The sequence below is a fragment of the Dechloromonas aromatica RCB genome, from assembly GCF_000012425.1.
In genome coordinates this window covers 2,485,351-2,508,776 of sequence record NC_007298.1, presented here as the reverse complement: position 1 = coordinate 2,508,776, position 23,426 = coordinate 2,485,351, and the positions used below count along the sequence as shown (strand labels likewise).

Below are 23,426 nucleotides of genomic sequence, written 5' to 3'. Positions count from 1 at the left end.
CTACTTCAGGGATTGCGGCGGCTGGCCATCGAGGCAGTAGTTGATGCCGAAATCCATGGTCTGGCGGCGCGGGCTCGAGGCGCCGGGCAGCAATACCCCGTCCTGCCATAATCTGACATTCAAGCGGGCACAACCGGCATGGGTGTAGCGCTTCTCGGTTGTGACGTCGATGTAGATCGGCGAGGTGGCAGCAAAGCGTTGGGTGAGCGCCTCGGCAATCTCGCCACTGAGAATGCCATGGGCCTCGCCATTGACTGATCGGAGGGCGGCCAACATGACCGGTCGCGGATCCGAGACCGGGGCTCTGAGCATCTCGTCGGCGAGGACTGGCGCCGTGAATCCGGCGATCAAGGCAGCAGCACAGGCGATCTTCATTGGCACTTCCCTTGTCCGTAGTAGCAAGTCGTCAGGCGCGCGGCATTGCTGCCCTGCAGCGCGCCGGTATTGGGCAGCGTCGGGACGATGGAGGCGTAGAACTCCGTGAGGTCCATGGCCGCAAAGTCGAGGCTCTGGAGTTGCGCGATGGTGAACCCCGAGCAGTCGGGGCTTTCGCCCGAGCCCCAGCCCTTGCCGACCTGCACGCGGCCCTGTTCATTGACGATGCGGGCGAGTTTGCTGTTGAAGCAACACTTGCCGGTGCTGTGTTCGAGGCAGGAGACGCACTTGCCGAAGAGGCGGAAGCAGGATGAGCACCAGGTGCCGACGGTATGGCACAGGCCGGCCCCTTCCTTCATGGCGAGCTTGCCTTCTTCCTCGTTGCAGGAAGACATCGACATGATGATGTAGATGACGATCGCGATGACTAGGGACCAGGGGTCGAAGGCGACGACCAGGCTTTCACCGGAATAGAGTACGGCCGAACTGGCCGGCAGTGCCGTGCCGTTGACCGCGACGGTGATGCCATAGGTGGTGAAGCTACCGCTGAAACCGCCGCCTAGCAGCAAGGCCTGCATGCCCTGATAAAGGAACTCGCGGTTCTGGGAATTCATCAGCACGTCGTAGACCAGACTTGAGCCGGTGCCGAACAGGCTCTGATTGGTCATGCCGGCGCCAGCCGAATCTGAACTGCAACAGTTCTTCAGCAGGCGGTGGCGGCAGCGGTTGCCTTCGCCCTTGAAGACCTGCATTTTGGTGGTGTCGAGGTAAACGCCGGCCTCACGTCCGGCTTCCATCATGGACATCGAGCGGGCAAAGTCGGCATCGTTGGTGTAACTGGTATTGAAGCAGTTCGCACCCAGGCAGTAGACGTTGGCCGGGCAGTTCGAGGCGGTGGTTGCGGTTTGCGCGGCGACCGGGCAGGTAAAGGTGTCCTGGGTGATCTCGCACAGCCCGCTGCCGACATTCATCTGCTTGCAGTTGCTGCTGGCCGGGGTGCAGCCGCTGCTGGCCAGCGCTGCACACTCGTCGATCGGGGCGCCCGAGGTGCAGGTCATTGTGCGCTCATAGGACCAGCAGGCACGGGTCACGGCGCGGCCTTCGATGGCCTTCGTCGCCGGGCCGTCGACGCAGGTGTCGGCAGTAGTGATAGCGCAGCGCCCACCCGCATTGAGCACGGCACTCTTGTCGACCCAGACATCGGTCTCGTGTTGCACCATGGCCGGCTGGATGAATGACAAGGGTAGGCTCCAGCTTGAACCAAACTGGAAGGTGTAATTGCACGCCCCGCCCGTGCAGCCGGAACCCGGCATCATGGTGACCGCGAACGGGCTCCAGCAATGGCCCTCCCAATGGGGAGCGAGGTTGGTGACATAGGTGGTCTGGGTGGCTGGTGCGGTCGGCAGGTCGACGGTTTGCCAGCCGATGCAGGCCCCTTTGCCGCCCGCCGCATAGAAACGAAAACGTTGCAGCCCATCGCTGCGCAGTTGGCATTGAGCTTCCGCCACCATATAGTCGGCGCCATTGCGGTTGACCTGGCCGTGGGCGATCCAGGTGCCTTCGATGCAACTGGGCTGGAGATCTATCTCCACCGTCAGATCGCGCCGCGTCGTGTAGTTGCCGACACCGCTGTAGCGGTTGCAGACCTTGGTCGTGGTGCCTGCTGCGGTGCTGACCTCGGCAGTCGTGCAGCCGGAGTAATAGTCAGCCAGGCTGCCCAAAGCACTCGATGGATTGCGGGTGATGTCGCGGGCCGCAGTGACTGCCGGATCGTAGACGGAGACTGCCGGGCGGGGCGTGTTGGCCGAGGTTAGCGCGCCATCCTGGGCCTGGCAGACTGGATCGTTGGCGCTGGCCGCGCAGGTGCTCAGGCGGACATTGGCTGCACCCGACAGGTTGGGCTGGCCGTAATACGCCGTTTCGGGGGGCGTCGTGGTGTACTCCGGCACGGTGCTCGAGGCGCTGGGCATGTTAACTGTGCCGCGGATGACCGGGTTGGCCGCCTGGCCGGCGGCGGTGCCTTCTTCAAATGGCCCGGCGATGGCGGCGCTCTGCGTCGTGATGAAGCAGAACAGCGTGATCCAGATGATCAGGCGGCGCATGGCGATCATCTATCCTCTGATGCGTTTCAGGAAGAGTTCGGCGGCTGGAGCAAAGGCAGGCGCCGAGCGCTGCATGTGTTCCAGCGCGTAATCCAGGCTGACGTCACCAGTTGATCGCAGGAAACTGTCGGCGGAGGCGCAACTGCCGCTGGCGCAGACGACGGGACGTGTACCGTCACGCACCAGGACAAAGCTGGGTACCTTGCTGATGGCGAACCGGTCGAAGGCCAGCGGATCGATCTGGATTGCTACCTGCCGTTTGCCGATCAAGCCCTGGACCAGGGCAACCGTGTCGCGCAGCGAACCGTTGGCAAAGCCGCGGATGACGATGGTGGCCTTGGCCCGTGCCGCCTGGTCGACCAGACCTTGCAGCGTGGCGCGGGGCATGGTCAGGCTGACGAAGAGGAAAAGTCCTGGCCCGGCAGTGAGCCCCTGCGCCTGAGCCATCGCATCGGATTGCCCGGCATAGCCGCGAGCCAGCGCTTCCAGATCGACCGGTATCTGCGTTGCCGGCTTGGGTAGCGCCTCGATATTCGGGCTGTTCAGCGGGGCGAGCCGTTGTCCGGCATCACCCGGCAGGGCGTACTTCTGCCGCGCCAACTCGATATCTTGCTCGGTGACGGTGGGGGTCTCGCGCCGGGCGCGTTCGATGTCCGCCTCTATGACGACCGGCGAAATCTGGGCCTGGGCCGAACTGCCGGCAACGAGTGCGGCGCTGAGACCGAGGATCATGGTGACGAGGGTTCGTTGGAGGTTAGTAGCCGACACAGCAATTCCTTTTGCGAAACAACATGAAGGCAAAGTCCTCGCCGCGGACCGGGTATTCCTTGCCGGCACCCCAGAGCACGGTGGTCCGCCCGAAGGGCTGGCAGCAGCGGCCGCCTTCCTTGTCGGTGTTGGGAATGGGATAGGTGAGTTGGGTTTTGTAGGCGGTCTTGTCCATCACCGGCTCGAAGTACGGACCGCACAGGCCGTCTTTGCCATGCCAGCCCCAAGCCACCAACTCGCGGTGCATCTTGGCGCTCAAGCGCTGGGCCATCAGCGCGGCAGTCCGCACGCCACCGAGGTGGTAGGGGACGTGACCGTTAAGGGGATAGACGCCGCCCTGACAACCGGCGCACCAGAACAGCTCGCGTATGCCGAAGCCGACTGAGGCCGCCACGCAATCGGCGGCGCACGCGGCAATGGCGACCGGATTGGCAAACAGTACGGCATCGGGATTGAGGATCAGGGTGAGTTCGTCGTCGGCCCACAAGGGATCGACTTCGGTCATGTAGGCCAGATCGAAGGAACTCTTCTCCAGGCAGGGAAAGTCGGTGACTACTTCCAGCCAGTACATCACCGGGTTCAAGTAGTAATGCGCCTGATAGAAACCGCCACCGTCGCCATCGCCTTCCGGACGGGTAAAGCGGGCTGCCTCGGGGGCCGGGATGCCCGGATCGAGGTCGACGCCGCCGAGCGAGACGAGGCAGAAGGGTTTGCGCACCACTTCGACATGGCGCGCCGGTTCCCAGAAACCGATGGACAGACCGACGATCGGATTGACCAGGCAACTGCAGACAGGATTGGGTGGATTGTCGGTATCCTCCTGGTCGCCGAAGTTGGCTATGCGCGCACTGCCAATGCTGATCGGCAGGATGCAGGACCAGCAAATATCTGTGATCGGATTCGGAAACTTGCCGGTGCAGGTGGCGGTGCCGGCGGCCTGGGTCGGCAGGGTGGAGAAACCGAGGAGCAGTGCCAGAAGGATAGGGAGGCTGTTTAGGAAGCAGCGTTGGCTCATGGCGCGATCTCCAGTTCGTCGATGCGTAGGCGCAATCCTTCCTGCGATACCAGGGCCGGTACCTGAGTGATGCCGAAGCGACGGGTGAGCAGACCCTGCTGATCGAAATAGACCGGCATGCGCCATGACTTCATCAGTTCGAGGTAGGAACCGCCGACCAGGATCGGCTTAACCCGCCCCTGGTAGAAGGCGATCAACTGCCGGGCACGGCCGACCTGACGCGCGTCGCGCCCATCGAAAAAGAGCAGGTGTCGGGACAGCGACACCACCTCCAGCGGGTTCTTGCGGGTGCCGGCGGCAAACAGCAACTCGCCTCGCGGGCCGAGGATGTTGCGATCTAGCGTGAAGCTCGGGTCGAAGTAGTAGGTTCGGGCTGTTTCGGTCGAGTGCAGGCCGGCAACCGGTGGCGGGTTTTTGACGGTTGCGATGCCGCGTTCCCGGGCCTGTTCTTCCCGGCGCTTGAGTTCGCCGCTGCGTTCCTTGTCGCGCAGGCGCTGTTCGATCATCTGCAGCAGATGCGGTTCGCTGATCTCGTAGGTCGGCCCGATGACGCCCAGATCAATGGCCCGCGCGCCCGGTGCGGCCAGCAGCAGCGCGAAGAGAACGAGCGGGATGGCGATCAGGCGTTTCATCGTGCGGCCTTGCCCGGACAGTGGATCTGTCCGGCGAGTTGTTCGCGCCCGGCGGTCTCGCCCAAGTGGTTCGCCCGAATCAACGCCATCAATGCCGGATCACCGTCGCCGTCGGCCATTGCTCGGCGCAATTCGGCTGGCGTCAGGGGGCGGCCGCAGCGCTGCGCGAAAGCGGCGAGGTAATCCCGCGCCCCGGCTTCGGCGGCTGGGGCGATTTGCCGGAGCAGGGCGAGGTAGTCGGCCAGTGGCACGTTGTCGGAGGGCTGAGTTCCTTGCGTTGGAGCGCTGACCGGAGGGCTCTGGGCCCATGCGCTGGAAAATGCCAGAACACCGAACAAGGTGAGGCTAGAGAGGGTGCGGGGCATCACCGGCATCTCACAACAGAGGGACCACGACGCCGATCACCTGCTCCGCCCGGACCAGGCCACTTTCCTGATAGCGCGAGTCGAAGGAGTCGGGGCTGGTACCCTGCACGTAGTAGTGGCGAGGCGGGATGACGGTCGGCGCGATCGGCGCGAGTGGCCTGAGGTCATAGGCCTTTGTCTTGGCCACGCCGACGTCCTGGCCGTTGATGGCCACTTGCCGGCCGGCGACGGTTACGGTGTCACCCGGCAAACCGCGCACGATCTTGAAGAAAGGTTGACCGCGTAATCCCGGATAACGGTGCTGCGCCTCGCCGGCAAAGGAGAAAACGATGAAGTCGCCGCGCTGCAGTTGGTGCGGGCCGTGCTGCAGCCAGGCAACGCGATAAGGCAGGCTTGGCGTCCAGTTGAAAAGGACCGGCACGCGCGGTGTCGCGTCGACGAAGAGGCGGACATAGGCCAGGCTCCAGATGGCGACGATCGGCAGGTAGAGGTACCAGCGCTGGCGGGCATGGCACAGGAAGTCGCCCACCCACCCGAGGATTCGTCGCCCATGGTCGGGGCGTGCGGCGGGAATGGCGACTGCCGGTTGATGCGGGGCGTTGTTCATGGTGCGGTCACCTTTCTACGCAGTGCGGCCGTCAGATCGACGGTATTCGGGGTCGCTCCGGCCACGGCCGCCTTGAGGACGACCAGGCAACCGCATTCGCGCGGCAATTCATCGAGGGCGACTGGCAGGCGCTGGGCAAAGCTTCGCGCCATGAACAGGGCTTTTTGTCGGTCATCTTCGGAACTGGCCTTGGTCAGCATCTGGGTAAATTCGGCTTCCTTGGCGCGGTACACCTCGGCCACGTCGACCACACCGATAAGCAGTGCGGGGCGCAGGACGAGACGGTCGTAGGCGGTCAGGGTGGCGCTCACCACGAGTAGCGTCAGCAAGCCCTGGCGCAATAACTGGGAGGTATTCGGTTTCATACCGCGTGCCCCCGATGGCGCAGCAGTTCGCTGATCGCCTCGTCGATGGATAGGCCCTGGGCGCGCAATTCATCGATCGGGGCGTTGTCTTCCAACTTGTTGGAGAACAACAGGTGGGTGGCCGGATCGAGGATGTTGCGGGCGACGCCTTCGCCGACCGGCGACGAGATGTACAACTCGGAGAAGACGCCGGCCTCGGTGCGCAGGGAATTGAGCAGGCGTTTCTTCGGTTCATCCATGGTCAGCCGGCCCTTGCGGTCGAGCATTTCGATGGATTCGGGCTTCTGACGCAGCAGGAAGACCCAGTCTGAGCAGTTGAAGGCCGCTTCCATCTGGGTCGAGCCGTAGAAGTCGTCGGCACTCTGGGTCGCAGTGCCGAGCGCACCGCCGTACTTGCGGGCACGCCGGGCCGCTTCCTCGATCACGGCAGCCTTGACCGGGTCGTCGGCACCGATGTCGCCCAGTTGCTGTTTCAACTCGTCGACGAAAAGTACCTTGCGCCGGTTGCGCGTGAGGTACATCTCGCCGGTGATCCGATGGAGCAGCAGAATATTGACGACGGCATGCAGGTCGGGCCGGCGTTTCAGTTCCTCGTTCTCGATGACGATGAAGTCATTGGAAAAGTCGATGTTGTTCTGGCCTTCGAAGAAGCGTTCGTATTGCCCGCCACGCGAGTAGGGGTTGAGCATGATGGCGAGGTCCTTGATGCGCTGGTCGCCAACGATGCCTAGTTCTTCGATGCTCCCGCTCTTGAAGGCATCGCGTAGCCCGGTGATGCGCAGTTCGTTGCCGTATTCGCGCCAGAGCTTGAGGACCATGGCCGAGATGGCCTTGTACTGAACCTCTTCCAGGGTGTGCTGCATCGAGCACATCTTGGAAATGCCGGGTACCAGCATGTCGATGTCTTCATTAATGTCGACGATGTGGGTGAACGGATCCAGGCAGATATTCACGTCGGGCCGGAACTCGATATAGGTGCCCTTGGCCTTGCGGCACAGCTTCTCGAAGCTGCGACCAAGATCGAGCATCCAGACCTTGGCGCCGATGGCGCGGTAGGACCAGGCCATTTCGTTCATCAGTACCGACTTGCCCGAGCCGGGGGCACCGATGATGGCGAAGTTGTAGTTGCCGAGATCGTTGTCGAAGATATCGAGCGTCATCAACTGCCCCCGCCGTCCCCCAAACACTAGGGCCGGGGTGCGCGTGCCGCGCCACTCGGCGATCAGCGGCGCCATGTGGATGGCGTTGGCCATGGTCTTGCGCGTGACCCGGCGCATTTTGACCAAGTCCTTGTGGAACTTCTCGGTCAGCGTCATCGGCAGGCTGGCGAGCAGTGCCTGGCGGTGCATGTAGGCGTCGGCATTGAGCTGGAAACCCCGGCCGCGCCAGATCGCATTGGCCGCTTCGTGAGCGGCGACCGATTTGTTGGGTGCGGTGAATATCGCCAACTGGTGGTACAGGCTGACCAGATTGCCGCCGGTGTCGATGGCATCGGCCGCGGCCGTCCAGTCCTGCAGCTTCTTGTTGACGTCCGGCATGACGTCAGCCATCTTCGATTTGGCGTTTTGCGTCGCCCGCACATGGTTGGCGGTGACCACCGACTTGGTGAGGTTGGGGTCGAGAATCTGGACGCCGAGGGTGAGCAGAAACGGTGCGCTGTACTGCAAGGCCGGCTGCATCAGGTCGCCGATCAGCGACCCCATCTGCCACAGGGCAAAGCGCTCGGGGAAACTCTTGATCGAGTAGAAGCGCGCCTCTAATACATCGGGACTGGCTTCCTTCCACAAGGTCAGGCCACTCGGATGCGGGTCCTGGATGGTGTCGAAGTCGACGATCTGGTCGCGCAGTTCTCGACCATCATCGTAGTTGAGGTCCGGCGCATCGGTTTGGGAGATGCGGTCGGGATTGGTGAACAGCGCACACCAGTTGATCAGGTCGGCGGCATCACAAACGCGATTGGGCAGCGAGGCTGAGCGCAGGCTGGACGACATCGAGTCGCGCAGGGCGAGCAGTTCGTCGCGTTTGTTGAGGTCTTCCGGGTCGCCCGGAAAGGCGACGCTCAGCATCAGCCGAAAATCCCGGATCGTGTAGTGGAAACCGGCGGTCAGCGACTTCTGTGCCCCCTGCAGCAGGTGCTCGACGCGCTGCCTGGCCAATTTGCGGAACAGATTTCCGTTGCGTGCCGGACGGCCCCACTGTTTGGCCTGCTCGGCCTGATCCTCATCCTCGACCCGCAGATTGGCGTACTGGCGCAACTGGCTGCGCACCTGCGGCGAGGCGAACAGATGGAACTGGATACCGGTGCCGGGCGGGCAATTGGCGTAGAGCGAAATCAGCACTTCCGCCATCCGCTCGTCGGCGCCCGACTGCGGCATCAATTCGAGCATGACGCCCATGCTGTCGCGGTTCACGAAAATCTTCTCGGCGGCGAGATAGCCAGAGTAGGGCAGCCAGTTGGCGAACTGTTCAGCCGGTGTGTCCGCCGGCTCGCCAAAGGGAAAGCGCGGCGCATGGGCGTGGTCGCGCTGACCAATGAAATGGGGATCGCCGTGGGCGGTGTTCATATGGACCTCAATGCGCAGGGTTGGCGCCGGCCCCGGACAGCGGCGGGCGTTGCAACATCGGTAGGGGCGGCGGTGTATTGGCGCCGGGTTCGTTTGCTGCCTCAGTGTCCGGCTTGGGCGGGGGCTTCAGCGGCGCATAGAGATCACGGATCTGGCGTTGCACGTGGTCGATCTGCCACTGGCCGTTGTCCACCTGGACATAGACGTAGCCCTGATCGTAGAGATCGCCGTCGGCGTCTTCCCAGGGTTTGATCCACAGCCGCAGGATACGGGCCTGGGTTCGCAGGGGGGCGGGCGTTACGGCCATGCCGGAAGCGTTGGCTGCTGCCGATGAGGTGGTACGTCCAAGCGTCGGGGAGGGGATTTCTTCGGATAGCTCTTTCTGTCGGCGAGCGAATCGTTGTGCCTGCTGGCTGGGCAGATTGTTGTGTAGGGCGTTGGCGTAGGTGCCCGACACCGAGTCGCAGGCGACGCCATCGGGGGCCTTGCAGGCGTACTTCGAGTCGCCGCCCAGGCCGGACATGTTCATGCAGGCGGCCAAGGGGAGGAATAGGCAGACTGCAACCATTCGCAGGACGAGCGTCTTCATGGCTGTTTCTCCGGGGCAACTTGTGAAGCGGTCGCGGCGAGTCGTGATTCGATCACGGTCTGTCCAACGAACCCTTCGCTACGGGTGCCATCCGCCCAGATCAGTGTGGGCGTGCCTTGCACGCCGAGTTGGCGGGCCAGCGCCAGGTTGCGACCGATCGGGTGGTCGCAGGCGGCGCCGGTGTTGAGCAGACTGTCGTCGCCATCAAGCATCAGGCGCTGCCAGGCCGCCGCACGATCCGCCGCACACCAGATGGCGATCGGTTTGGTCTCACCCAGGAAAGGCAACAGGAAGGTGTAGATGGTGAGGTTGTCGAGGCTGGCCAACTCCGTTTCCAACTGTTTGCAGAAAGGGCAGTTGGGGTCGCTGAAAACGGCCATCCGGCGCTGACCGGTACCGTGCACGGTCTTGATCGCGTTGCTCAGAGGCAACTGTTCGAAGCGGATCGGTGATGCTGTGGTTGGCTGGTATTTCTGAGGCGCTTCATCGGGGCTTTTTGCCTTGCCGGCCTGCGCCATTTTCGGGTCGGTCAGGTCGCTCATGCTCTGGGTGTCGAACAGATGACCAAAGAGGAAATAGCGTGGTTGCCTGGCCGACACGTAGGCCACATTGCCGTTCATCCAGACCTCGTAGAGGCCGGCGATGGGCGTGCGGGCGACGCTGGAGAACTGCGTCCCCGGATGGGCTTTCTGCAATGCCGTCAGCAACTGCGTCTCGTCGGGCTTGGCTGCATTGGCGGCGAAGCAGGCGCCTAAAAGGATCGTGCTCAAGGCCGCGACGAGTGCTCGCCGGCGCATGGGTTTAGTAGTTGCCATCGTCCGAGGTCTCCAGATAACGGGTTTCAGGGGAATTGGCGAAGCGGGCGGAAGGCGGTTCGCCGCTTGTCATCGGCACATCGATGCGCACGCCCTTGGTGATCACCACGTCGACTTCGCGACCGGCGTCCACTTCGATGACCGGAAAGGTGTTCTCGGCGAGCTTGATGTAGTACTGGGCCAGCCGGTCGAGGGCCTTGCCGACACCCGAGCCGAGGCCGGCGCGATAGGCTTCGGATCCGGTGGCACTGGCGACTGTACCGAGAGCTGAGGTGCTGTACTCGGTCGACGAGGTGGCCAGGCCCTGGCCGATGCCGCTGACCACACCGGCTAGCAGGGCGTTGGCGAGCATTTGGCCCTGCTTGGTGACCAGTCGCCCGCGCATGCCGACCTTGCCATCCTCGCCGTAGATCGAACCCTGAATCTTGACTTCCAGCGTCGCGCCGTCGGTTCGTACGCAAGACAGACTTTCGGTCCGCAGATAGGCACGCTCGGAACTGATGTCGCCATAGCCGGCGGCTACCACGAAGCACTCCCGGTATTCGGCGCGGAAGCGGTTGGGCAGGAAGGAGTTGTCTGAAAGACGGATCAGGACCGGGTGCGGATTGGATTGCGATTGCCCACCGGTCGGCGCATCCAGTCCCCCCAGCAGCGTGCCACGGGTAAAGCTGACGGGCAGGAAGGTGGATACGGTTCGGGGGTTTTGTGATCCAGCCCCGGCGGCGCGCTCGGCTTTCTCTCCCGGGCTGGCGAGCAGGGAGCGCTCGGCCACCGTAATCCGGGTGATCGCTGGCGTTTGCGCAATCAGCGGGCTCGGAGGCAGCAGGTCGCCGGGCGTGCCGCTCGGCATTGCCCCAGTGGACAAGCCCTTGGAGGGTGGCGGAGCAGGGGGCAGACTCGCCGCCGGTGGCATGGTCGGGACTGGCGTGGGAGGCATGGGCGTCGCAACTGCCTGCTGGGTCGACGTCAGTCGCTGTTCCAGTTCGGCAAAGCGTTGCATCGTCTTAGCTTCGAAGGTCTGGCGATCCTTGTTGAGTCGTCCCTGTTCTTCGCGTTCGTTCTCGTACTGGGCAAGCTTGCGGCCGGCTGTGCCGACCCACTGATCGACCGGATTGACCTGAGCGCCAGGCGACATCACGCCGATGTTGGTGACCGAACTGGCTGGCCCGGTGGCGGGTTGCGTGCTGATCGCTGGCGGACTGCTCGCCGTGAATGCAAAAATCGTCCAGAGCAGCCCGACGCCACCGACCAGCAGGGCGCCAAGCATGGCGTACTGGCGTTGCCGCGGGGAGAGGTGCTGCAGTAATTGCTGCGGTAAGCCCCGCAGCGTTTGCATCCACTGACGCGGCGTCGTCATGGCGTTTCTCCGCGGCGGATCACATAGACGCTGGTGCTCTCGCTAGGGCGAAGGTTGTGGTGCTCGACGGCAATGCCGACGACGCTGTCCCGTTCGCGGTCGAATTCCGGTTCGGCCAGCACCATGGGGGCATCGCTGATGTTCTGCAGCAGGTATTTCTCGCCAACCAGGCTGCGCCCCTCGTACTGACGCACCCGCGAAAACCGCGCCTCGTTCCATAACGGAAGCGTGCCGTGGGTCTCTTCGACTCGGATATCCGGCGGTACCCGATCTGAAGCCATCGCCACCAACAGCGCTTTCATGGCTCGTACCTGATTGGGTGAGGGTCCGGCCGGGGCTGATGGCGCATGCTGCAAGGCCTTCGGTGTCCTGTCGCGGATGACGATCGTGTCGGCCGGGGTATCCGAACGGCGCAGCAGCAAGGTATAGGTGGCGTTGGCCGATGCGACGAAGAGATTGATCGGTTTGGTGGAATCACCAACTGGACGGACATAGATTTCGCCCTTGTCGCGGTCGCAGGTCAGGGCAATCTCGCCGGCTGGATTGATCGGTGATGAACCCATACCGGCGGGCGTCATGCCCGGGCTAGCGGGAAGCGCCGCCGCCATGCCGCATTGGCTCGAATGGATATTGCCAAAGACATCGGTGATCGCTGCCCCTTCGATGCGGATGCGGGTCGGTTCGCGGATTGACAGGATGGCTTCGACCGCCGCGCCGTCACTGGCCTCGACGAGTTGCAGTGCCTGAGCGGGCAGGGCAGTCATGCTGGCGACACAGGCGATGGCCAGAACAGCGCTCATCGTCCGTCCGTGTTTCGACGCCGGCTTGGAATCGGATCTGGATAGGGCCGGGTGGGTATCAGTTGCCGACATTGGCTACCTCCTTGAAACTTTTCAGATGCATGCGCGCGCCGGCGTAGTTGAACTCGACCCGATAGGCCTTGAGGTCGTTAGCCGTCTCGAAGCCATTGACCACGGTGCGCAGGCGGCCGCGAATGACGACGCTCTGGCCTTCTTCACTGGGGACCAGTTGCTGGGGCGCGAAGACGGTGGCGGCGTTGATGCGCTTCAGGCGTTCGGCTTCGACTTCCTGTCGGGTCTTCAGCGGGCCGTACTGTTCCGGTTCGACGTAGCCGAGCAGAATTTCCTTCTTCCAGTCGATCGAGGCCGGCGTCACATCAAGGACAAGCCAGGCGATGAAACTGCCCATCTGCTCGAGGTACTCGTTGCTGGCCTTGTCGCGGGTGACCCAGAAGGTCTTGTCGATCGAGGGTGGCACGACGACGGTACGCACCGTGCCGAGCAGGTTGAGGATGACTATCAGAGCGAGGATCTGGCCGGCGGCTAGGACACCGACGGCCAGACCGAGCCCGCGGTTGCGGCGGCGCATTTCCTTGATGTCGCCGTTGAGTCGTTCGAAGTCCATGGGTTCTTCTCCTTGGCTTAGCCGACCATGCGGCGGATGTGCGACGGCGGCGTGGCGCGCATCGTGGTCAACGGACTGGCCGGCAAGTGCCAGTACAGCCAGTGGATGGCAAAGGCCGGATGCTTGTCCGCCTTGATGCGCGAGATCCAGCGTGAGACGAAGATGCCCGCTGCCATACATACGGCGAACGAGGTCTTGCTGCCAGACATATAGCCAACGAAAAACATGAACAGGATCGGTGCGGCGACATCGACATCCCAGAAGCCGATCTTCCATTGATCATCAAGACGCCGCGGAATATAGGTGTCTGCTTGCATTTCGGACTCCTGGGTGTCGATGCCGGCGTTTCAGATCACCGCGCCCATGATCGCGCCGGCGATTACCAGACCCACGGCGGCGAAAATGGCTAGCCCGATGTAGAACAGGACCGGGCCGAAGTTGCGCAGCGCCGACAGCGAGATGAGGGCGACAACAAAGCCGACGAAGCCGACCAGGGCTTTGATTCCCGGGCCGAGCGCGGCGATCTGGGTCAGGGCTGAAGTGAGCGGCCCAGTAATGCCGGTGAAGGCCACCAGATCCAGGGCGTAACCGGGAAAGGCGGCGCCGAGACCGAGGACGATCATCGCCAGCAGCACGGTAACGTTCATCGGCTTACGGTTGGCAAGGTGAGGAAAAGAAACAGGGGCTGTAGCGTTCATGAAAACCTCCGAACAGAAAATTGGGTAATGAGGGGGGTATTAGGCGGGTGGGCACATAAATATGCCGGTGGGTGAGAGCGCTTTCGCTCGGCGGTGATGGATTTGAATTTCAACAAGCGGAAGCTGCGAGGTCATGGCTGCGCCTTGTCACTCAGATCAAAGACCAACTCGACCCGCCGGTTCTGCGTACGGCCGGCCAGGGTGTCGTTCGCGGCGATGAAACAGCAGGTGCCGCGAGCCTTGACGCTCAGCGTGGGTGTGAGCATCGGGTGGGTGCTGAGCAGGTGGTCGCGAACTGCCAGAGCGCGGGCGAGGGCCAGTGATTCATTGAAGGCCAGCGGCCCGGTGTTGTCGGTGCGGCCGATGATCGTGATCTGGCGCGCCGAGAGCAGGGCACTCATCACCTCATTCAGGCTGGAACGGGCAGCTGGGCTTAGCATTGCGCTGCCGAGGCCGAATTGGACAATGATCGTCCGTGAAGTGTCGATCTTTGGTGTTGAAGGCGGGGTGGCAGGTTCAGGGGGGATGGACTGGGCCGGGAAGGATGGTGCGGCGCGGTCGACCGTCCGAACTGAGGAATCCGTTGCGAGGGTTTTGGGGGTCCGGGTCGGGCAGGCTGGCGGTACGCAGCGTCCGAAAGTTGCTTGGCGGCCGAAATCGAGTTGCGCCAGTTGCACGGGGGCAGTGTCAACCGAGTTCTTTGGGTGATCCTGTGGCGCCGCGTTATGGAACAGGCTGCACGATGCGGCCAGAACGGCGCAACAGCCAATGATGCCGAGACTACGGTAGTTCAGAAGGGTGGCCGTCATGGCGCTACCCTTACCGATATGGGGGGCAATGTTTCGCCTTGGGGTGTCTGTTTGCCCTTCTTTGTTACACCGGCAAGTTGGTTGCTATGTAGCGCGGACAACTGGCGATACACCCGCCAAGCGTATTGGGCGCGGGCTTTGGAGCAGGCTTCACCCTTGAGCTGCGAGCAGGCGGCATTGTAGGTACCGACCGTATCCCACGTCGCGCCCTGCCGGGAGAATAGGTCGGACAGCAGCCAGGCGCCGACCTGGATATTGGTGCATGGCTCGAAGAGATCGATTTCCCGAATGCCGTGGCGTGATAGGGCTGAAAGATGGCCGCTGTTGATCTGCATGAGGCCGATGTCGTAGGAGCCGGTACGCTGGAGGTGCGAGCGGTTGACGGCCTGGGGGTTCAGGTTCGACTCGACCCGGGCAACGGCATAGAGCAGGTCGGCCGAAATGCCGTAGCGCTGGGCAGCTTCCTCCCAGCAAGCCCGCGCCCAGGTGGGCGCGGTCGCCAGGACGGCCAGTGCAGCAAGACCAGCAAAGTTCAGCGGCAGACGCATGAGTCACCTCTCCAACGAAACCGGAACGACCCGCCGGGTAGGCGGGCAGCGAGGGTTTGGGCCGTCGGCGGTGCGCGGACGGTCAGGGTCGGGTTCGGGTAGGTCCGGCGTCTAGCCGGGCAGGGTGACGGTGAGCGAGCGGGTCAGAAGCGGGTGGATGCCAGTCAGGGGGCGTCGTAAGCCTCAGCCGGGCGGCGCATCTCCCCCGGGATGGGAACGTTCGACCATGTTGCGGCGGGCCTGCCGCAGGATGCCTGCGCCCGAGCCATCCTCTACCCGGCACAGGGCGACGCAGGCCGTGGTCAATTGGTCGAGTTGGAACTTGGGGTTGGGGTGCCGGTTAGCGGGTGAACGTTGTAGATCCAACAGCAGCTGGTACTGGTGCCGCCACATCGATTCGCGTCGGCGCGGTGTCTCGGGCGGGCGGAGAACAAGCTCGCTCCCGAGAAACCGGAAGATGCGACAGGGGGCGTCCTGATGCGTGAAGACCAGCGAGACGCTGGCGCTGATGAGATCGGGAAAGCGGAAGGTCGGCGACACATTGTCTTGGCTGCGCAGCAGGCGATAGAGCCAGTCGTGCTCCTCGAGCCAAAGGCGCGTCTCGATGACATCCTGTGCGGCACTATCCTCGATGCGCCGGGCAGTGCTCTGCTGGCGAGTGGTCGGTGTGGCGGTAAACATGGCAGTGACCTCGATTCAGTGGCGTCGTATTGCTCGTATGAGCGCATGACTGAAGGATAGGCAGTCGAGGCCGTGGTGTCCCCCGGAAATGGATATCTAATGCGGGGGATTTCGCTATCAGGGGAAAGGTCGATAGGCGCGCTGAAGAGACATTTCCATTGCATGTTATATGTAAACTCATTGACAGCTTTCCATCACTGAGATGACCTTTTGAAAAGGCGGGTCCGGCGATGGTACTCGGCCAAGTCGCCGGTGAGGTTCCTTGCCAAATCTGGCCGCTACACGTAGGCGACCGGATATTCATCCGTGGAGGCTGTGTGAAGCTCCGCTTTACCCAAGTCCACCGGGTGAATCGTGCCAAGCGAACCTTATGCGTCGCCCATCGAGTTAATGCCTGGTTATTCGGCCATCGCAACGCGTATCCATTTCCAGTAAGGTGATGCTCAGGTTCTGGCGATTACCGAACAAACCATGAATCGGGTCGTCGAGGTCTGCCCTGTCTCGGTCGACCGGGATTCAGGATGCGTGCATAATCCAAAATTTGCCCTTTGTCACAGGGCAGGGGATACAGGAAGCTCCGCCATGCTCACAAATATCCGCGGTCTGGTCGATCGGCTCGAACTTGCCCCTACTCGCGGCGTTATGCCATTGTTCGAGGCGATATCAAACGCGATGGACGCCATAGAGGAAAAATACCGGAACCCGGCGGGCGGCGCCGTTCGGATAAGGCTTTTGGCGTCGGACGATTTGGTTCGGCAGGCGGGCGATGAAACCCAGGTATTTGACGGATTTGAAATCACCGATGATGGAGCAGGATTCACGGACGCCAACATCGCTTCATTCGGCGAAGCCTACACGCTGTCCAAGGTGAAGCTCGGCGGGAAGGGCGTGGGCCGATTTACTTTCCTCAAGGTTTTTTCGAAGTGCGAAGTGCGCAGCGTGTTCGAGAAGGACGGCAAACGCCTGTCCCGCAATTTCGGATTTTCTATCGTTAGCGAACTGGAAGGAGCAGACAAGACTGAGCCGACCGATGCGCCCACGGGGACGACCATCACCGTTCGCGGTCTGTCTGATCGGTATCGCGGCGCATGGCCGACGGACCCGGTAGTGCTGGCGGAGCGCATCATCGCCCATTTCCTCATTCGGTTCGCCGCCCGGTCCTGCCCACCGATGTCGCTCGAGTCCCCCGGCAACGCCCCGATCGATCTCCAAGCGCTATTCCAATCCACGGTCCAAGCTCACATTGAGGAGAAGTTCTTCGATGTCCTCGGCCACACATTCGCCCTCCAGGCGTTCCGCCATCGGGACGGCAGGGCACGCCACGATTATCACCTTTGCGCCAACGGCCGCGAGGTGACGACCGCCAAGCTCAGGGATTTGCTCCCGGAGTTGCCAGAGCGCCTCGTGGACGAGGAGCAAGAGGCATACACCCTCATCGTTTTGGTGACGGGAGAGTATTTGGACGATAACGCTAACCAGGAACGTACGAAGATCGCATTCCAGTCTGAGGATGAGCCCGAGTTAGAGCAGACGCTGGTGTCCCGCCAAGCTCTCAACAAAGGGCTCGCAGAAGCGCTCCGTTCTGTCCTTGCCATCGACTTAAAAACCACCAACGACGAAAAAATCGCGCAGATCGCGCGGTTTGTCGAACATGCGCCCGAATACCGCGTGCTGACGCATGAAAAATACAGACAGCTCATCGAGCAGCGGGTCCAGCCCGGCCTTAAGGAAGAGCAGCTTGACGAGGCTCTGCTCCACATCCGCCGCGACATTGAGGACGGGATGCGGAAGGAGGAGCGGCATGTCGCGGCGCTTATCGAGAAGGAATCGTTCGACCAGTACCAGGAGCGGATAAAGACCCTTATGGAGGAGATGAACGATGTCGGCAAAGCCAAACTGGCCGACTATGTCGCCCATCGGCGCACCATCCTGGATCTGGTCGATCAAAGCCTTAAGCGCGTGCAGTCCGACGACAAATACCCGTTCGAGAAGGTGCTGCACAAGATGATTTTCCCGATGGGCGTGACATCCAAGGATGTGTTCCTCGATCAGCAGAATCTCTGGCTGCTAGACGAGCGACTTTGCTTTCACACGCTGCTCACATCGGACAAGAAACTGAACAAGGTCGCCGGGCTGGAGAATACATCCGGCAAGGAACCCGATATCCTGGCGTTTTTTTACGACACGCCGATTGGCGTAGCCGAGCCGGACAACCTTCCAGGAGGAGGGCTGGTCGTCGTCGAGTTCAAGCGGCCTGGCCGGGACGACTACGATAAGGATCCGGCTGACCAGATCATCCAGCGCTTCGTGGAAGTCAATCAGGGCGCGGTAAAGGACGTCGACGGCAGGCCCGTCAATCCCGATCGGCTCCGGTATACAGGGTATCTGATCGCTGACCTTACCCCGACCCTCCGAAAGCAGGTGTCGCTGCGATATCACAAGACTGCCGACAACGAGGGGTACTTCTTTACCCTGCCCGAAGGCAATGGGTACGTTGAAATCATCTCTTATGACAAGTTGGTGCGGGACGCGAAGCGTCGTAACCGTATGCTCTTCGAGAAATTGGGACTCCACAAGCATTAAGCCAGTGGGAAGAGTGCCGGACCGAACTGCCATCTCAGTACAAATCTTACGACGGTCTCGTTTCTTACTCCTGTGAAGCTGATACTCAGCAACGCAGTTATGTCACGCTGCCAACGCGTTTTCGTTGCCATTTGTCATCAAGTGTACATGTGTTTTGGCTGATCACGGCCAATTGCACCGATCTCATCGCGGAGTAACGTCTCATCCTCGCTGATGAAAACACCCCACGGCCCGCCCGGCCAGCACCCCAACCACCAGCGGCTCGCAAGGCAGCAGCAGCGGATGCAGCGGCACTGGCAGTACGAAGCCGACGACCGTCGCGCAGAGCGTCACGATTGCCAGACTCGCGTACAGCGCGAACATTTCCGGATCGTGCTGCAGGAATTCCTTGGCCTTGATGAGCCGCGCGAATCCGCCGTCGACGATTGCAGCCAAGACGAATACCGCCAGCCAGGGCAGCCATTGGAGCAGGGTGGAGAGTCGATAGCTGGCGAGCAGGAGCAGCGCGTCGACGGCACGGAAGTAGGTGTTGTTGAAGAGGCGCTGGTTGACCGAGGACATCTCCCGGGACACCGCGCCGTTCACGCCCGCTGGCGAAGGCGCATCCTTCGCGGCAGGAATCGGCGTGACCTGGGCCGTCGAATCTTGCATGCGCATCGCCCGATCCAGCATGCGGGTGGCGGGCTCGGCGCCCCAGTAAGCTGTGGCCGCCTCATGCTCGGCGCGTAGCTGCGCGAGGAAGCGCTCCGGGGGATGGGCCGACGGCACGTACAGCACCAGGACCAGCAGGACAAGCAACGACAACACGGCGACGGCGCGGATCATGCGGTCGCCTTTCCCTGGGCGCGGCACGACTCCGCATCGGGATCGAGGATCGGAAACCGTCCCTTGATGATCCGGCCGCCCGACACCGAGGCGAAGTACTGGAGGTTGGGCAGCTTGCCCAGCACATCCGCTGGCACCATCTCCTCAAAGCTCTCGGTGAGTTGGGTGGAATAGCTCGACGAGAAGTCGCCCAGGTGGGCATCCGATCCGTGGCTCAGGCCCACCCGCACCGTATGGATCGCCGTCTTGCCGAAGGTCTCGACCACGAATTCCTGGGTCGGCCGGTCCTTGGTGCGCAGCGCGATCAGGTTGTTGAGGTTGCCCAGCGCCATGCGCGCCGCGTCCTCGCTACCCAGCCGCTTGGCCAGGTCCGCCAGGGTCTGCATGGCGCAGGTGGTGAAGATGCCGCCCTCGGCGCCCTTGTTGAGGATCTCGATCAGCGGCTGGTTGATGACGTTCGAGACCTCGTCGACGAACAGCGCGATGCGTCGGTAGCCGCCCAGGTTGTAGCGCATGCCGGCGCGCGCTGCCTGATCGGCCAGCGCCAGGGCGCCGATGGCCGAGGCGACCGACGGATCGGGCAGGGAATCCAGGCACATGTAGAGCACGTGGCCGGCGCGTTCGATTTTCTCGAAGTTCATGATGGGCCGCCTGTCGTCCGCATCGAAGGGATCGGGCGAGAGGCTGCGCCCCAGGTCGCCCGAGGTCAGCATCGACAGGATGGGCAGCAGGTTGGCGGTGATCTTCTGGTAATGCTCCCGGTTGTGGCGGAAGGTGCGCACCTGGGCATCGATCACCTTGTTGCGCTGGTTCTGGGCGATGAAGTGCTCGTAGTAGGCGACGAAGGCCATCAGGTCGGCGCTGGCCGCCTCCGACGGGCGCTTCAGGTTGCCGCGATGGGCGTCGTTGAGCAGCTTCTTCATTTCGGGCAGTTCACGCCAGCCCGCTCCGAGGGTCTGGTCGTAGTAGCGGCGCAGCGACCCCTCCAGCACCGGCTCGATGCCGCCCTCGATGTACTTGGTCAGTTTCATCAGGTTCGGCCGTTCTTCGATCTCGACCAGGCCCTGGACCACGACATTGACGGCATCCCAGCCGAAGGCCGAGAAGGCGCCGGCCGTGTCCGGCGGCATGATCGACTGGATACGCGAGGCGATCTCGGTGGGCTTCTGCCAGTTGAAGGTGAAATCCAGCCGTACCCCCCGCTCCGGAAAGGCAGGGTGGAATTCCATGAAGGTATCCGGCTCGCGGTAGTCCGCGCAGGCGCGCTCCACAACCCGCTTCAGGCGCCGGCTGTTCTTCGGATCGATGACGATCACCACGTCGCCGCGCCGGATCGCCTGGGTGATCAGATTGGCGAGTGCCACCCCCTTGCCGGACTGGGTGGTGCCTACCAGCAGTGTGCCGCCCTCGAAGTTCTGCAGCGGCCGGTGCAACGGGCCTTCCTTCGGTTCGACGCCGTGGATATAGGGCAGACCGATCTCGGCGTCCGGCTGGGGCTTGCTGTCGTAGCCCAAAAGTTGCAGCAGGCGCGGCGATACGGTGAACTCCCGGTAGTCGACCTTGGACAGTTCGTAGAGCCGCTGCGAATGCACGGGCTGCCATTCGAAGCCGAAGCCCAGGAACACTAAGGCCGGATCCTGGCACCACCGAGCCAGGTCGTCGGTACCGACGACCTCGATGCCGCGCCCGCCCAGCGACGCCCGCAAGACCAGCATGCGCAGGGCCTGGGTCACCCGCAGCACGCCCATCGCGAAGCAGACGAGTGCCAGCGGCATGGCCAATTGAAGGGGGAGAGCGCCGACTACGCCTACCCCCAGGAAATAGAGCAGTGCCAGCCACCAGGCGATGCCGGCATAGACCTCGTAGGCGCGGCGCCAGGGCATCTCGTAGCGGCGTACCAGCATCTCAGCTTCCCTCCGCCGGTGGTGCTGCAAAGCCCGCCAGATCGAGTCCGCTTACGCACCGCGGATCGAGCACAATGCCGACGGTGGGATTGCCGTTGAATTCACGCGACAGCGTCGGCGGGCCATTGCGGTTGGGTTTCACCAGCAGGTTCGCCTCGATGAGGGCACGCATGGCCAGCGAAGGCTGGACGCCGCGCCGCCCGAATTCCTCCAGCGGTACGAATACTCCCTGGGCGACGGTGCACACGGTGGGCGGACCCATGCCATCGTTGAGCGTGCGAACGGCCTCGGCCAGGGCGTCGCGCACGACTGGGTTCAGACGCATCGGAGCTTGCAAGTCGAATGTCGCCGACGGCGGTGCCGTCGCCGGTTCAGGCGAGGCTGATCCGGGTGTTTCCTCGACCGGCGCCACGCGGACGTCACTCTCGGCGGGCGGCTCGGACGGCGGAATGAGCGAAAACTGGGTGCCGCTCTTCACCGGTGCCGGCGGTGGCATGGATGGAGGCGTCTGCCGCGCAACTGGCGCAGACGCCGGCGCCGGCTTGAATTCCAGTACTTGGGGCAAGGCGACGGGGGGCGGTTCGATTCCCGCGAGGAGAATGGCCGGGGTCGAGAGCTTGACGGCTTCCAGCGGGGCCTTGGCGCCGGGCGGCTGGATGGACCAAGTCGCGCGGCCCGCTGCCGCCGCTTCGAACACACCAGCGGCCACCAGCAGTTCCAGCATCGTCTCGGGCGCCTTGGGGATGCCGGCCAGTTGGTCGGCTTCGAGCAGTTGCTGAACATCCTCGGCGGCGCCAGGCCAGACCAGGAACAGACCGTCCTGTCCGAACCACAGGCGCGACTTCTCGCGGTTGGCTATCCAGGCCGAGTTGCCACTGGTGAGCCGGCGCAGGGCGTCGACCAGGTAGCGCTCCAGGTGCGAGCCGTATTGCGGCGAACCGTAGCGGTCGGCGCTGGCGACCAGGTTGCGGTCGATGACTAGCGCCAGCGAGCGGCGGACCAGTTCGTCGAGGATGTTGTGGTCGCGATAGACCGGAATGCCGCCGATGCTGGCCAGCAAATGCGGCACGATGACTGCGTTGCCCTCGGAGAGGTCGGCCATCACCGCGGGCGGCACCACATGGGGCAGGGCGAACAGGCCCAGGCCGCGCGCCTCGACGGCTTGGGGCCGCCAGCGCAGGAAATAGCGCTCGCTGCCCCGGCTTGCCAGCCAGTCGGCCAGCGGCCGCAGGAAGGCCGGCCACGCCTCGCCGGCGGCATCGGTGACGATGATATGGCTCATCAGCCGGTGCAATTCGCAACACAGCCCGGCGATGAATGTTGCATGGCGCCAGCGCGGTTCCAGTTGGCGGCGTGCCGAGATGCTCATCCGCCCCGAAAAAATGTGTGCGTCGGTGCCTTGCAGGCTGAAGAAAGCGGTCTCCAGGCCGAGCCGCAAGAGGCCGCCCGGTTTGCTGAAGTAGTTGTCGGCGGTCGCCGGCAGCAGATGCACGCAGGCGGCGTAGCGGCGCACCAGCATTAGGACATCGCGCTCGAAGCTGTCCCGGTCGATGCCGTAGCAGAGCTTGATGCGTGCGATCAGGTCTGCTTCGCCGGCCAGCAGATCATCGACCGGCACGGCGGCGAAACCGGGGTCGGAGGCGGGGTATAAAGTGACAGGCGTTGGCGTGGCGGGCATGGCGGTACGGCGATGCCGGAAAGAATGCGAAGTAGGCATTCTTCGGCGGGTTATCTCGCTTGTCGCGCTGAAACGGGACCTATTCCGAGGGGCTATCGCCTTCGGCCTCGGGGCTAAGTTTGTGAAAGAGCGCGAGCATGCCCAGTTGGCGCTCGGTCATGTCGAGGGCGGGGCGAGCCGGGTAAGACGCTTGGATGCGATGGTCCAGGTGAAAGCGTTCCAGCAGCTTGCAGAAGGGGCAAGGTTCGCCAGGGTGCGCCACGGTGCCGACCGCGGCGATGAACTCGCAGCCACACCCGGGGCAGGTCAGCACGGACAGCGCCGGTGCGTTGGCCAGCCAGATGCCGTCGATATAGGAGACGAGGTTGAAGGCCCGGTCCAGGCTGATGCGGTAAGGCGGCAGCGTGGCAGCCTGGTAGGCGCGGTAGGCGAAGACCAGGGCTTCGCCGGTGGCGAGTCCCTGGTTGCGCAACTGGCAGTACCTGGCGCCAATGAGGCAGGCGTCGGTCCGCAGGATGAGGTTGGCGCCGTGGTACCACTCGGCCGAATCGGGGGCGCGTCCGCGCGGGATGGTGCGGGCATCGGGGAAGAAGAGGCTCTGCACTTGGCGCGGCGGGATGCCGGTGATGAGGTGGATCGTCTTCAGGCGTGCGCCGAGCGCCGCCAACTGCTTCGCCAGTTGCATGGCGCGCAGGTGCCGGTCGCCGCGGGTCGGCATCGG

General features: G+C 63.0%; 24 protein-coding genes. 1 reads left to right on the top strand and 23 read right to left on the bottom strand.

The window, feature by feature from the left end; genetic code table 11:
- From DARO_RS12000 to DARO_RS11910, 19 genes are all read right to left on the bottom strand, one after another.
- On the bottom strand, positions 1 to 375 hold the full coding sequence (locus tag DARO_RS12000; RefSeq protein WP_011288063.1) for a hypothetical protein: 375 nt from the start codon (positions 373 to 375) through the stop codon (positions 1 to 3).
- Positions 372 to 2,477 (bottom strand): type-F conjugative transfer system mating-pair stabilization protein TraN, encoded by a 2,106-nt coding sequence (gene traN, locus DARO_RS11995; protein WP_049758899.1) that lies wholly within the window; start codon positions 2,475 to 2,477, stop codon positions 372 to 374. The genes DARO_RS12000 and traN overlap by 4 nt, the downstream gene beginning before the upstream one ends.
- Before the next feature lie 9 nt (positions 2,478 to 2,486).
- Positions 2,487 to 3,245, bottom strand: coding sequence for a type-F conjugative transfer system pilin assembly protein TrbC (gene trbC, locus DARO_RS11990; protein ID WP_011288061.1), 759 nt, complete (start codon positions 3,243 to 3,245; stop codon positions 2,487 to 2,489).
- The gene (gene traU, locus DARO_RS11985) at positions 3,232 to 4,260 is read right to left on the bottom strand and encodes a conjugal transfer pilus assembly protein TraU (protein ID WP_011288060.1); all 1,029 of its coding nucleotides are present in this window, start codon (positions 4,258 to 4,260) and stop codon (positions 3,232 to 3,234) included. Before traU ends, trbC begins: the two co-directional genes overlap by 14 nt.
- Complete coding sequence (traW, locus tag DARO_RS11980) at positions 4,257 to 4,892, bottom strand: type-F conjugative transfer system protein TraW (protein ID WP_011288059.1); 636 nt, start codon at positions 4,890 to 4,892, stop codon at positions 4,257 to 4,259. The genes traU and traW overlap by 4 nt, the downstream gene beginning before the upstream one ends.
- Entirely contained in the window at positions 4,889 to 5,257 is a 369-nt protein-coding gene (locus DARO_RS11975) for a hypothetical protein (protein ID WP_011288058.1), read from the bottom strand. The genes traW and DARO_RS11975 overlap by 4 nt, the downstream gene beginning before the upstream one ends.
- Positions 5,258 to 5,267: 10 nt before the next feature.
- Positions 5,268 to 5,864, bottom strand: a complete 597-nt coding sequence (traF, locus tag DARO_RS11970) for a conjugative transfer signal peptidase TraF (RefSeq protein WP_011288057.1) — start codon at positions 5,862 to 5,864, stop codon at positions 5,268 to 5,270.
- A complete protein-coding gene (locus DARO_RS11965; RefSeq protein WP_011288056.1) occupies positions 5,861 to 6,229 on the bottom strand; it encodes a hypothetical protein in 369 nt (122 codons plus the stop codon). Before DARO_RS11965 ends, traF begins: the two co-directional genes overlap by 4 nt.
- Positions 6,226 to 8,793 (bottom strand): type IV secretion system protein TraC, encoded by a 2,568-nt coding sequence (traC, locus tag DARO_RS11960; protein WP_011288055.1) that lies wholly within the window; start codon positions 8,791 to 8,793, stop codon positions 6,226 to 6,228. Before traC ends, DARO_RS11965 begins: the two co-directional genes overlap by 4 nt.
- A gap of 7 nt (positions 8,794 to 8,800) precedes the next feature.
- Positions 8,801 to 9,382, bottom strand: a complete 582-nt coding sequence (gene traV, locus DARO_RS11955) for a type IV conjugative transfer system lipoprotein TraV (protein ID WP_011288054.1) — start codon at positions 9,380 to 9,382, stop codon at positions 8,801 to 8,803.
- A complete protein-coding gene (locus DARO_RS11950; protein WP_011288053.1) occupies positions 9,379 to 10,197 on the bottom strand; it encodes a DsbC family protein in 819 nt (272 codons plus the stop codon). Before DARO_RS11950 ends, traV begins: the two co-directional genes overlap by 4 nt.
- Entirely contained in the window at positions 10,184 to 11,554 is a 1,371-nt protein-coding gene (locus DARO_RS11945; protein ID WP_011288052.1) for a TraB/VirB10 family protein, read from the bottom strand. The genes DARO_RS11950 and DARO_RS11945 overlap by 14 nt, the downstream gene beginning before the upstream one ends.
- On the bottom strand, positions 11,551 to 12,426 hold the full coding sequence (locus tag DARO_RS11940) for a type-F conjugative transfer system secretin TraK (RefSeq protein WP_011288051.1): 876 nt from the start codon (positions 12,424 to 12,426) through the stop codon (positions 11,551 to 11,553). Before DARO_RS11940 ends, DARO_RS11945 begins: the two co-directional genes overlap by 4 nt.
- Positions 12,413 to 12,979 (bottom strand): type IV conjugative transfer system protein TraE, encoded by a 567-nt coding sequence (gene traE / locus DARO_RS11935; RefSeq protein WP_011288050.1) that lies wholly within the window; start codon positions 12,977 to 12,979, stop codon positions 12,413 to 12,415. Before traE ends, DARO_RS11940 begins: the two co-directional genes overlap by 14 nt.
- Before the next feature lie 17 nt (positions 12,980 to 12,996).
- Positions 12,997 to 13,296 carry a type IV conjugative transfer system protein TraL gene (gene traL / locus DARO_RS11930; RefSeq protein ID WP_011288049.1) on the bottom strand — a complete coding sequence of 100 codons (300 nt, stop codon included), beginning with the start codon at positions 13,294 to 13,296 and terminating at the stop codon, positions 12,997 to 12,999.
- 30 nt (positions 13,297 to 13,326) lie between these two features.
- Positions 13,327 to 13,677: a hypothetical protein gene (locus DARO_RS11925; protein ID WP_011288048.1), complete on the bottom strand. Its 351-nt coding sequence runs from the start codon at positions 13,675 to 13,677 to the stop codon at positions 13,327 to 13,329.
- A gap of 131 nt (positions 13,678 to 13,808) precedes the next feature.
- On the bottom strand, positions 13,809 to 14,486 hold the full coding sequence (locus DARO_RS11920; protein ID WP_011288047.1) for an OmpA family protein: 678 nt from the start codon (positions 14,484 to 14,486) through the stop codon (positions 13,809 to 13,811).
- Positions 14,483 to 15,034: a lytic transglycosylase domain-containing protein gene (locus DARO_RS11915; RefSeq protein ID WP_011288046.1), complete on the bottom strand. Its 552-nt coding sequence runs from the start codon at positions 15,032 to 15,034 to the stop codon at positions 14,483 to 14,485. The genes DARO_RS11920 and DARO_RS11915 overlap by 4 nt, the downstream gene beginning before the upstream one ends.
- Before the next feature lie 183 nt (positions 15,035 to 15,217).
- Entirely contained in the window at positions 15,218 to 15,715 is a 498-nt protein-coding gene (locus DARO_RS11910; RefSeq protein WP_011288045.1) for a hypothetical protein, read from the bottom strand.
- A gap of 582 nt (positions 15,716 to 16,297) precedes the next feature.
- On the opposite strand from DARO_RS11910, the gene DARO_RS11905 reads away from it, so the two are divergent.
- Complete coding sequence (locus tag DARO_RS11905) at positions 16,298 to 18,298, top strand: ATP-binding protein (RefSeq protein WP_011288044.1); 2,001 nt, start codon at positions 16,298 to 16,300, stop codon at positions 18,296 to 18,298.
- 201 nt (positions 18,299 to 18,499) lie between these two features.
- Here the strand turns inward: DARO_RS11905 and DARO_RS11900 are convergent, their stop codons facing one another.
- The 4 genes from DARO_RS11900 to DARO_RS11885 all read right to left on the bottom strand — a co-directional run bounded on the left by DARO_RS11900 (position 18,500) and on the right by DARO_RS11885 (position 23,423).
- Positions 18,500 to 19,123 carry a DUF4400 domain-containing protein gene (locus DARO_RS11900; protein ID WP_011288043.1) on the bottom strand — a complete coding sequence of 208 codons (624 nt, stop codon included), beginning with the start codon at positions 19,121 to 19,123 and terminating at the stop codon, positions 18,500 to 18,502.
- The gene (gene traD, locus DARO_RS11895; RefSeq protein WP_011288042.1) at positions 19,120 to 21,027 is read right to left on the bottom strand and encodes a conjugative transfer system coupling protein TraD; all 1,908 of its coding nucleotides are present in this window, start codon (positions 21,025 to 21,027) and stop codon (positions 19,120 to 19,122) included. Before traD ends, DARO_RS11900 begins: the two co-directional genes overlap by 4 nt.
- 1 nt (position 21,028) lies before the next feature.
- Positions 21,029 to 22,705, bottom strand: coding sequence for a MobH family relaxase (mobH, locus tag DARO_RS11890; RefSeq protein WP_041224370.1), 1,677 nt, complete (start codon positions 22,703 to 22,705; stop codon positions 21,029 to 21,031).
- A gap of 79 nt (positions 22,706 to 22,784) precedes the next feature.
- Positions 22,785 to 23,423, bottom strand: coding sequence for a FlhC family transcriptional regulator (locus DARO_RS11885; protein WP_011288040.1), 639 nt, complete (start codon positions 23,421 to 23,423; stop codon positions 22,785 to 22,787).
- Positions 23,424 to 23,426 lie beyond the last annotated feature (3 nt).

Bases quoted from the DNA above. Each gene is read 5' to 3' on its own strand.
- traL (WP_011288049.1), bottom strand. From the start codon at position 13,296: ATGCAAGCAGACACCTATATTCCGCGGCGTCTTGATGATCAATGGAAG.
- traW (WP_011288059.1), bottom strand. From the start codon at position 4,892: ATGAAACGCCTGATCGCCATCCCGCTCGTTCTCTTCGCGCTGCTGCTG.
- traN (WP_049758899.1), bottom strand. From the start codon at position 2,477: ATGCGCCGCCTGATCATCTGGATCACGCTGTTCTGCTTCATCACGACG.
- traD (WP_011288042.1), bottom strand. From the start codon at position 21,027: ATGCTGGTACGCCGCTACGAGATGCCCTGGCGCCGCGCCTACGAGGTC.
- traF (WP_011288057.1), bottom strand. From the start codon at position 5,864: ATGAACAACGCCCCGCATCAACCGGCAGTCGCCATTCCCGCCGCACGC.
- traU (WP_011288060.1), bottom strand. From the start codon at position 4,260: ATGAGCCAACGCTGCTTCCTAAACAGCCTCCCTATCCTTCTGGCACTG.
- DARO_RS11975 (WP_011288058.1), bottom strand. From the start codon at position 5,257: ATGCCCCGCACCCTCTCTAGCCTCACCTTGTTCGGTGTTCTGGCATTT.
- DARO_RS11940 (WP_011288051.1), bottom strand. From the start codon at position 12,426: ATGTCGGCAACTGATACCCACCCGGCCCTATCCAGATCCGATTCCAAG.
- mobH (WP_041224370.1), bottom strand. From the start codon at position 22,705: ATGCCCGCCACGCCAACGCCTGTCACTTTATACCCCGCCTCCGACCCC.
- traV (WP_011288054.1), bottom strand. From the start codon at position 9,382: ATGAAGACGCTCGTCCTGCGAATGGTTGCAGTCTGCCTATTCCTCCCC.
- DARO_RS11915 (WP_011288046.1), bottom strand. From the start codon at position 15,034: ATGCGTCTGCCGCTGAACTTTGCTGGTCTTGCTGCACTGGCCGTCCTG.
- DARO_RS11910 (WP_011288045.1), bottom strand. From the start codon at position 15,715: ATGTTTACCGCCACACCGACCACTCGCCAGCAGAGCACTGCCCGGCGC.
- DARO_RS11900 (WP_011288043.1), bottom strand. From the start codon at position 19,123: ATGATCCGCGCCGTCGCCGTGTTGTCGTTGCTTGTCCTGCTGGTCCTG.
- DARO_RS11920 (WP_011288047.1), bottom strand. From the start codon at position 14,486: ATGACGGCCACCCTTCTGAACTACCGTAGTCTCGGCATCATTGGCTGT.
- DARO_RS11965 (WP_011288056.1), bottom strand. From the start codon at position 6,229: ATGAAACCGAATACCTCCCAGTTATTGCGCCAGGGCTTGCTGACGCTA.
- DARO_RS11905 (WP_011288044.1), top strand. From the start codon at position 16,298: ATGCTCACAAATATCCGCGGTCTGGTCGATCGGCTCGAACTTGCCCCT.
- DARO_RS11925 (WP_011288048.1), bottom strand. From the start codon at position 13,677: ATGAACGCTACAGCCCCTGTTTCTTTTCCTCACCTTGCCAACCGTAAG.
- DARO_RS11945 (WP_011288052.1), bottom strand. From the start codon at position 11,554: ATGACGACGCCGCGTCAGTGGATGCAAACGCTGCGGGGCTTACCGCAG.
- traE (WP_011288050.1), bottom strand. From the start codon at position 12,979: ATGGACTTCGAACGACTCAACGGCGACATCAAGGAAATGCGCCGCCGC.
- DARO_RS12000 (WP_011288063.1), bottom strand. From the start codon at position 375: ATGAAGATCGCCTGTGCTGCTGCCTTGATCGCCGGATTCACGGCGCCA.
- DARO_RS11950 (WP_011288053.1), bottom strand. From the start codon at position 10,197: ATGGCAACTACTAAACCCATGCGCCGGCGAGCACTCGTCGCGGCCTTG.
- DARO_RS11885 (WP_011288040.1), bottom strand. From the start codon at position 23,423: ATGCCGACCCGCGGCGACCGGCACCTGCGCGCCATGCAACTGGCGAAG.
- traC (WP_011288055.1), bottom strand. From the start codon at position 8,793: ATGAACACCGCCCACGGCGATCCCCATTTCATTGGTCAGCGCGACCAC.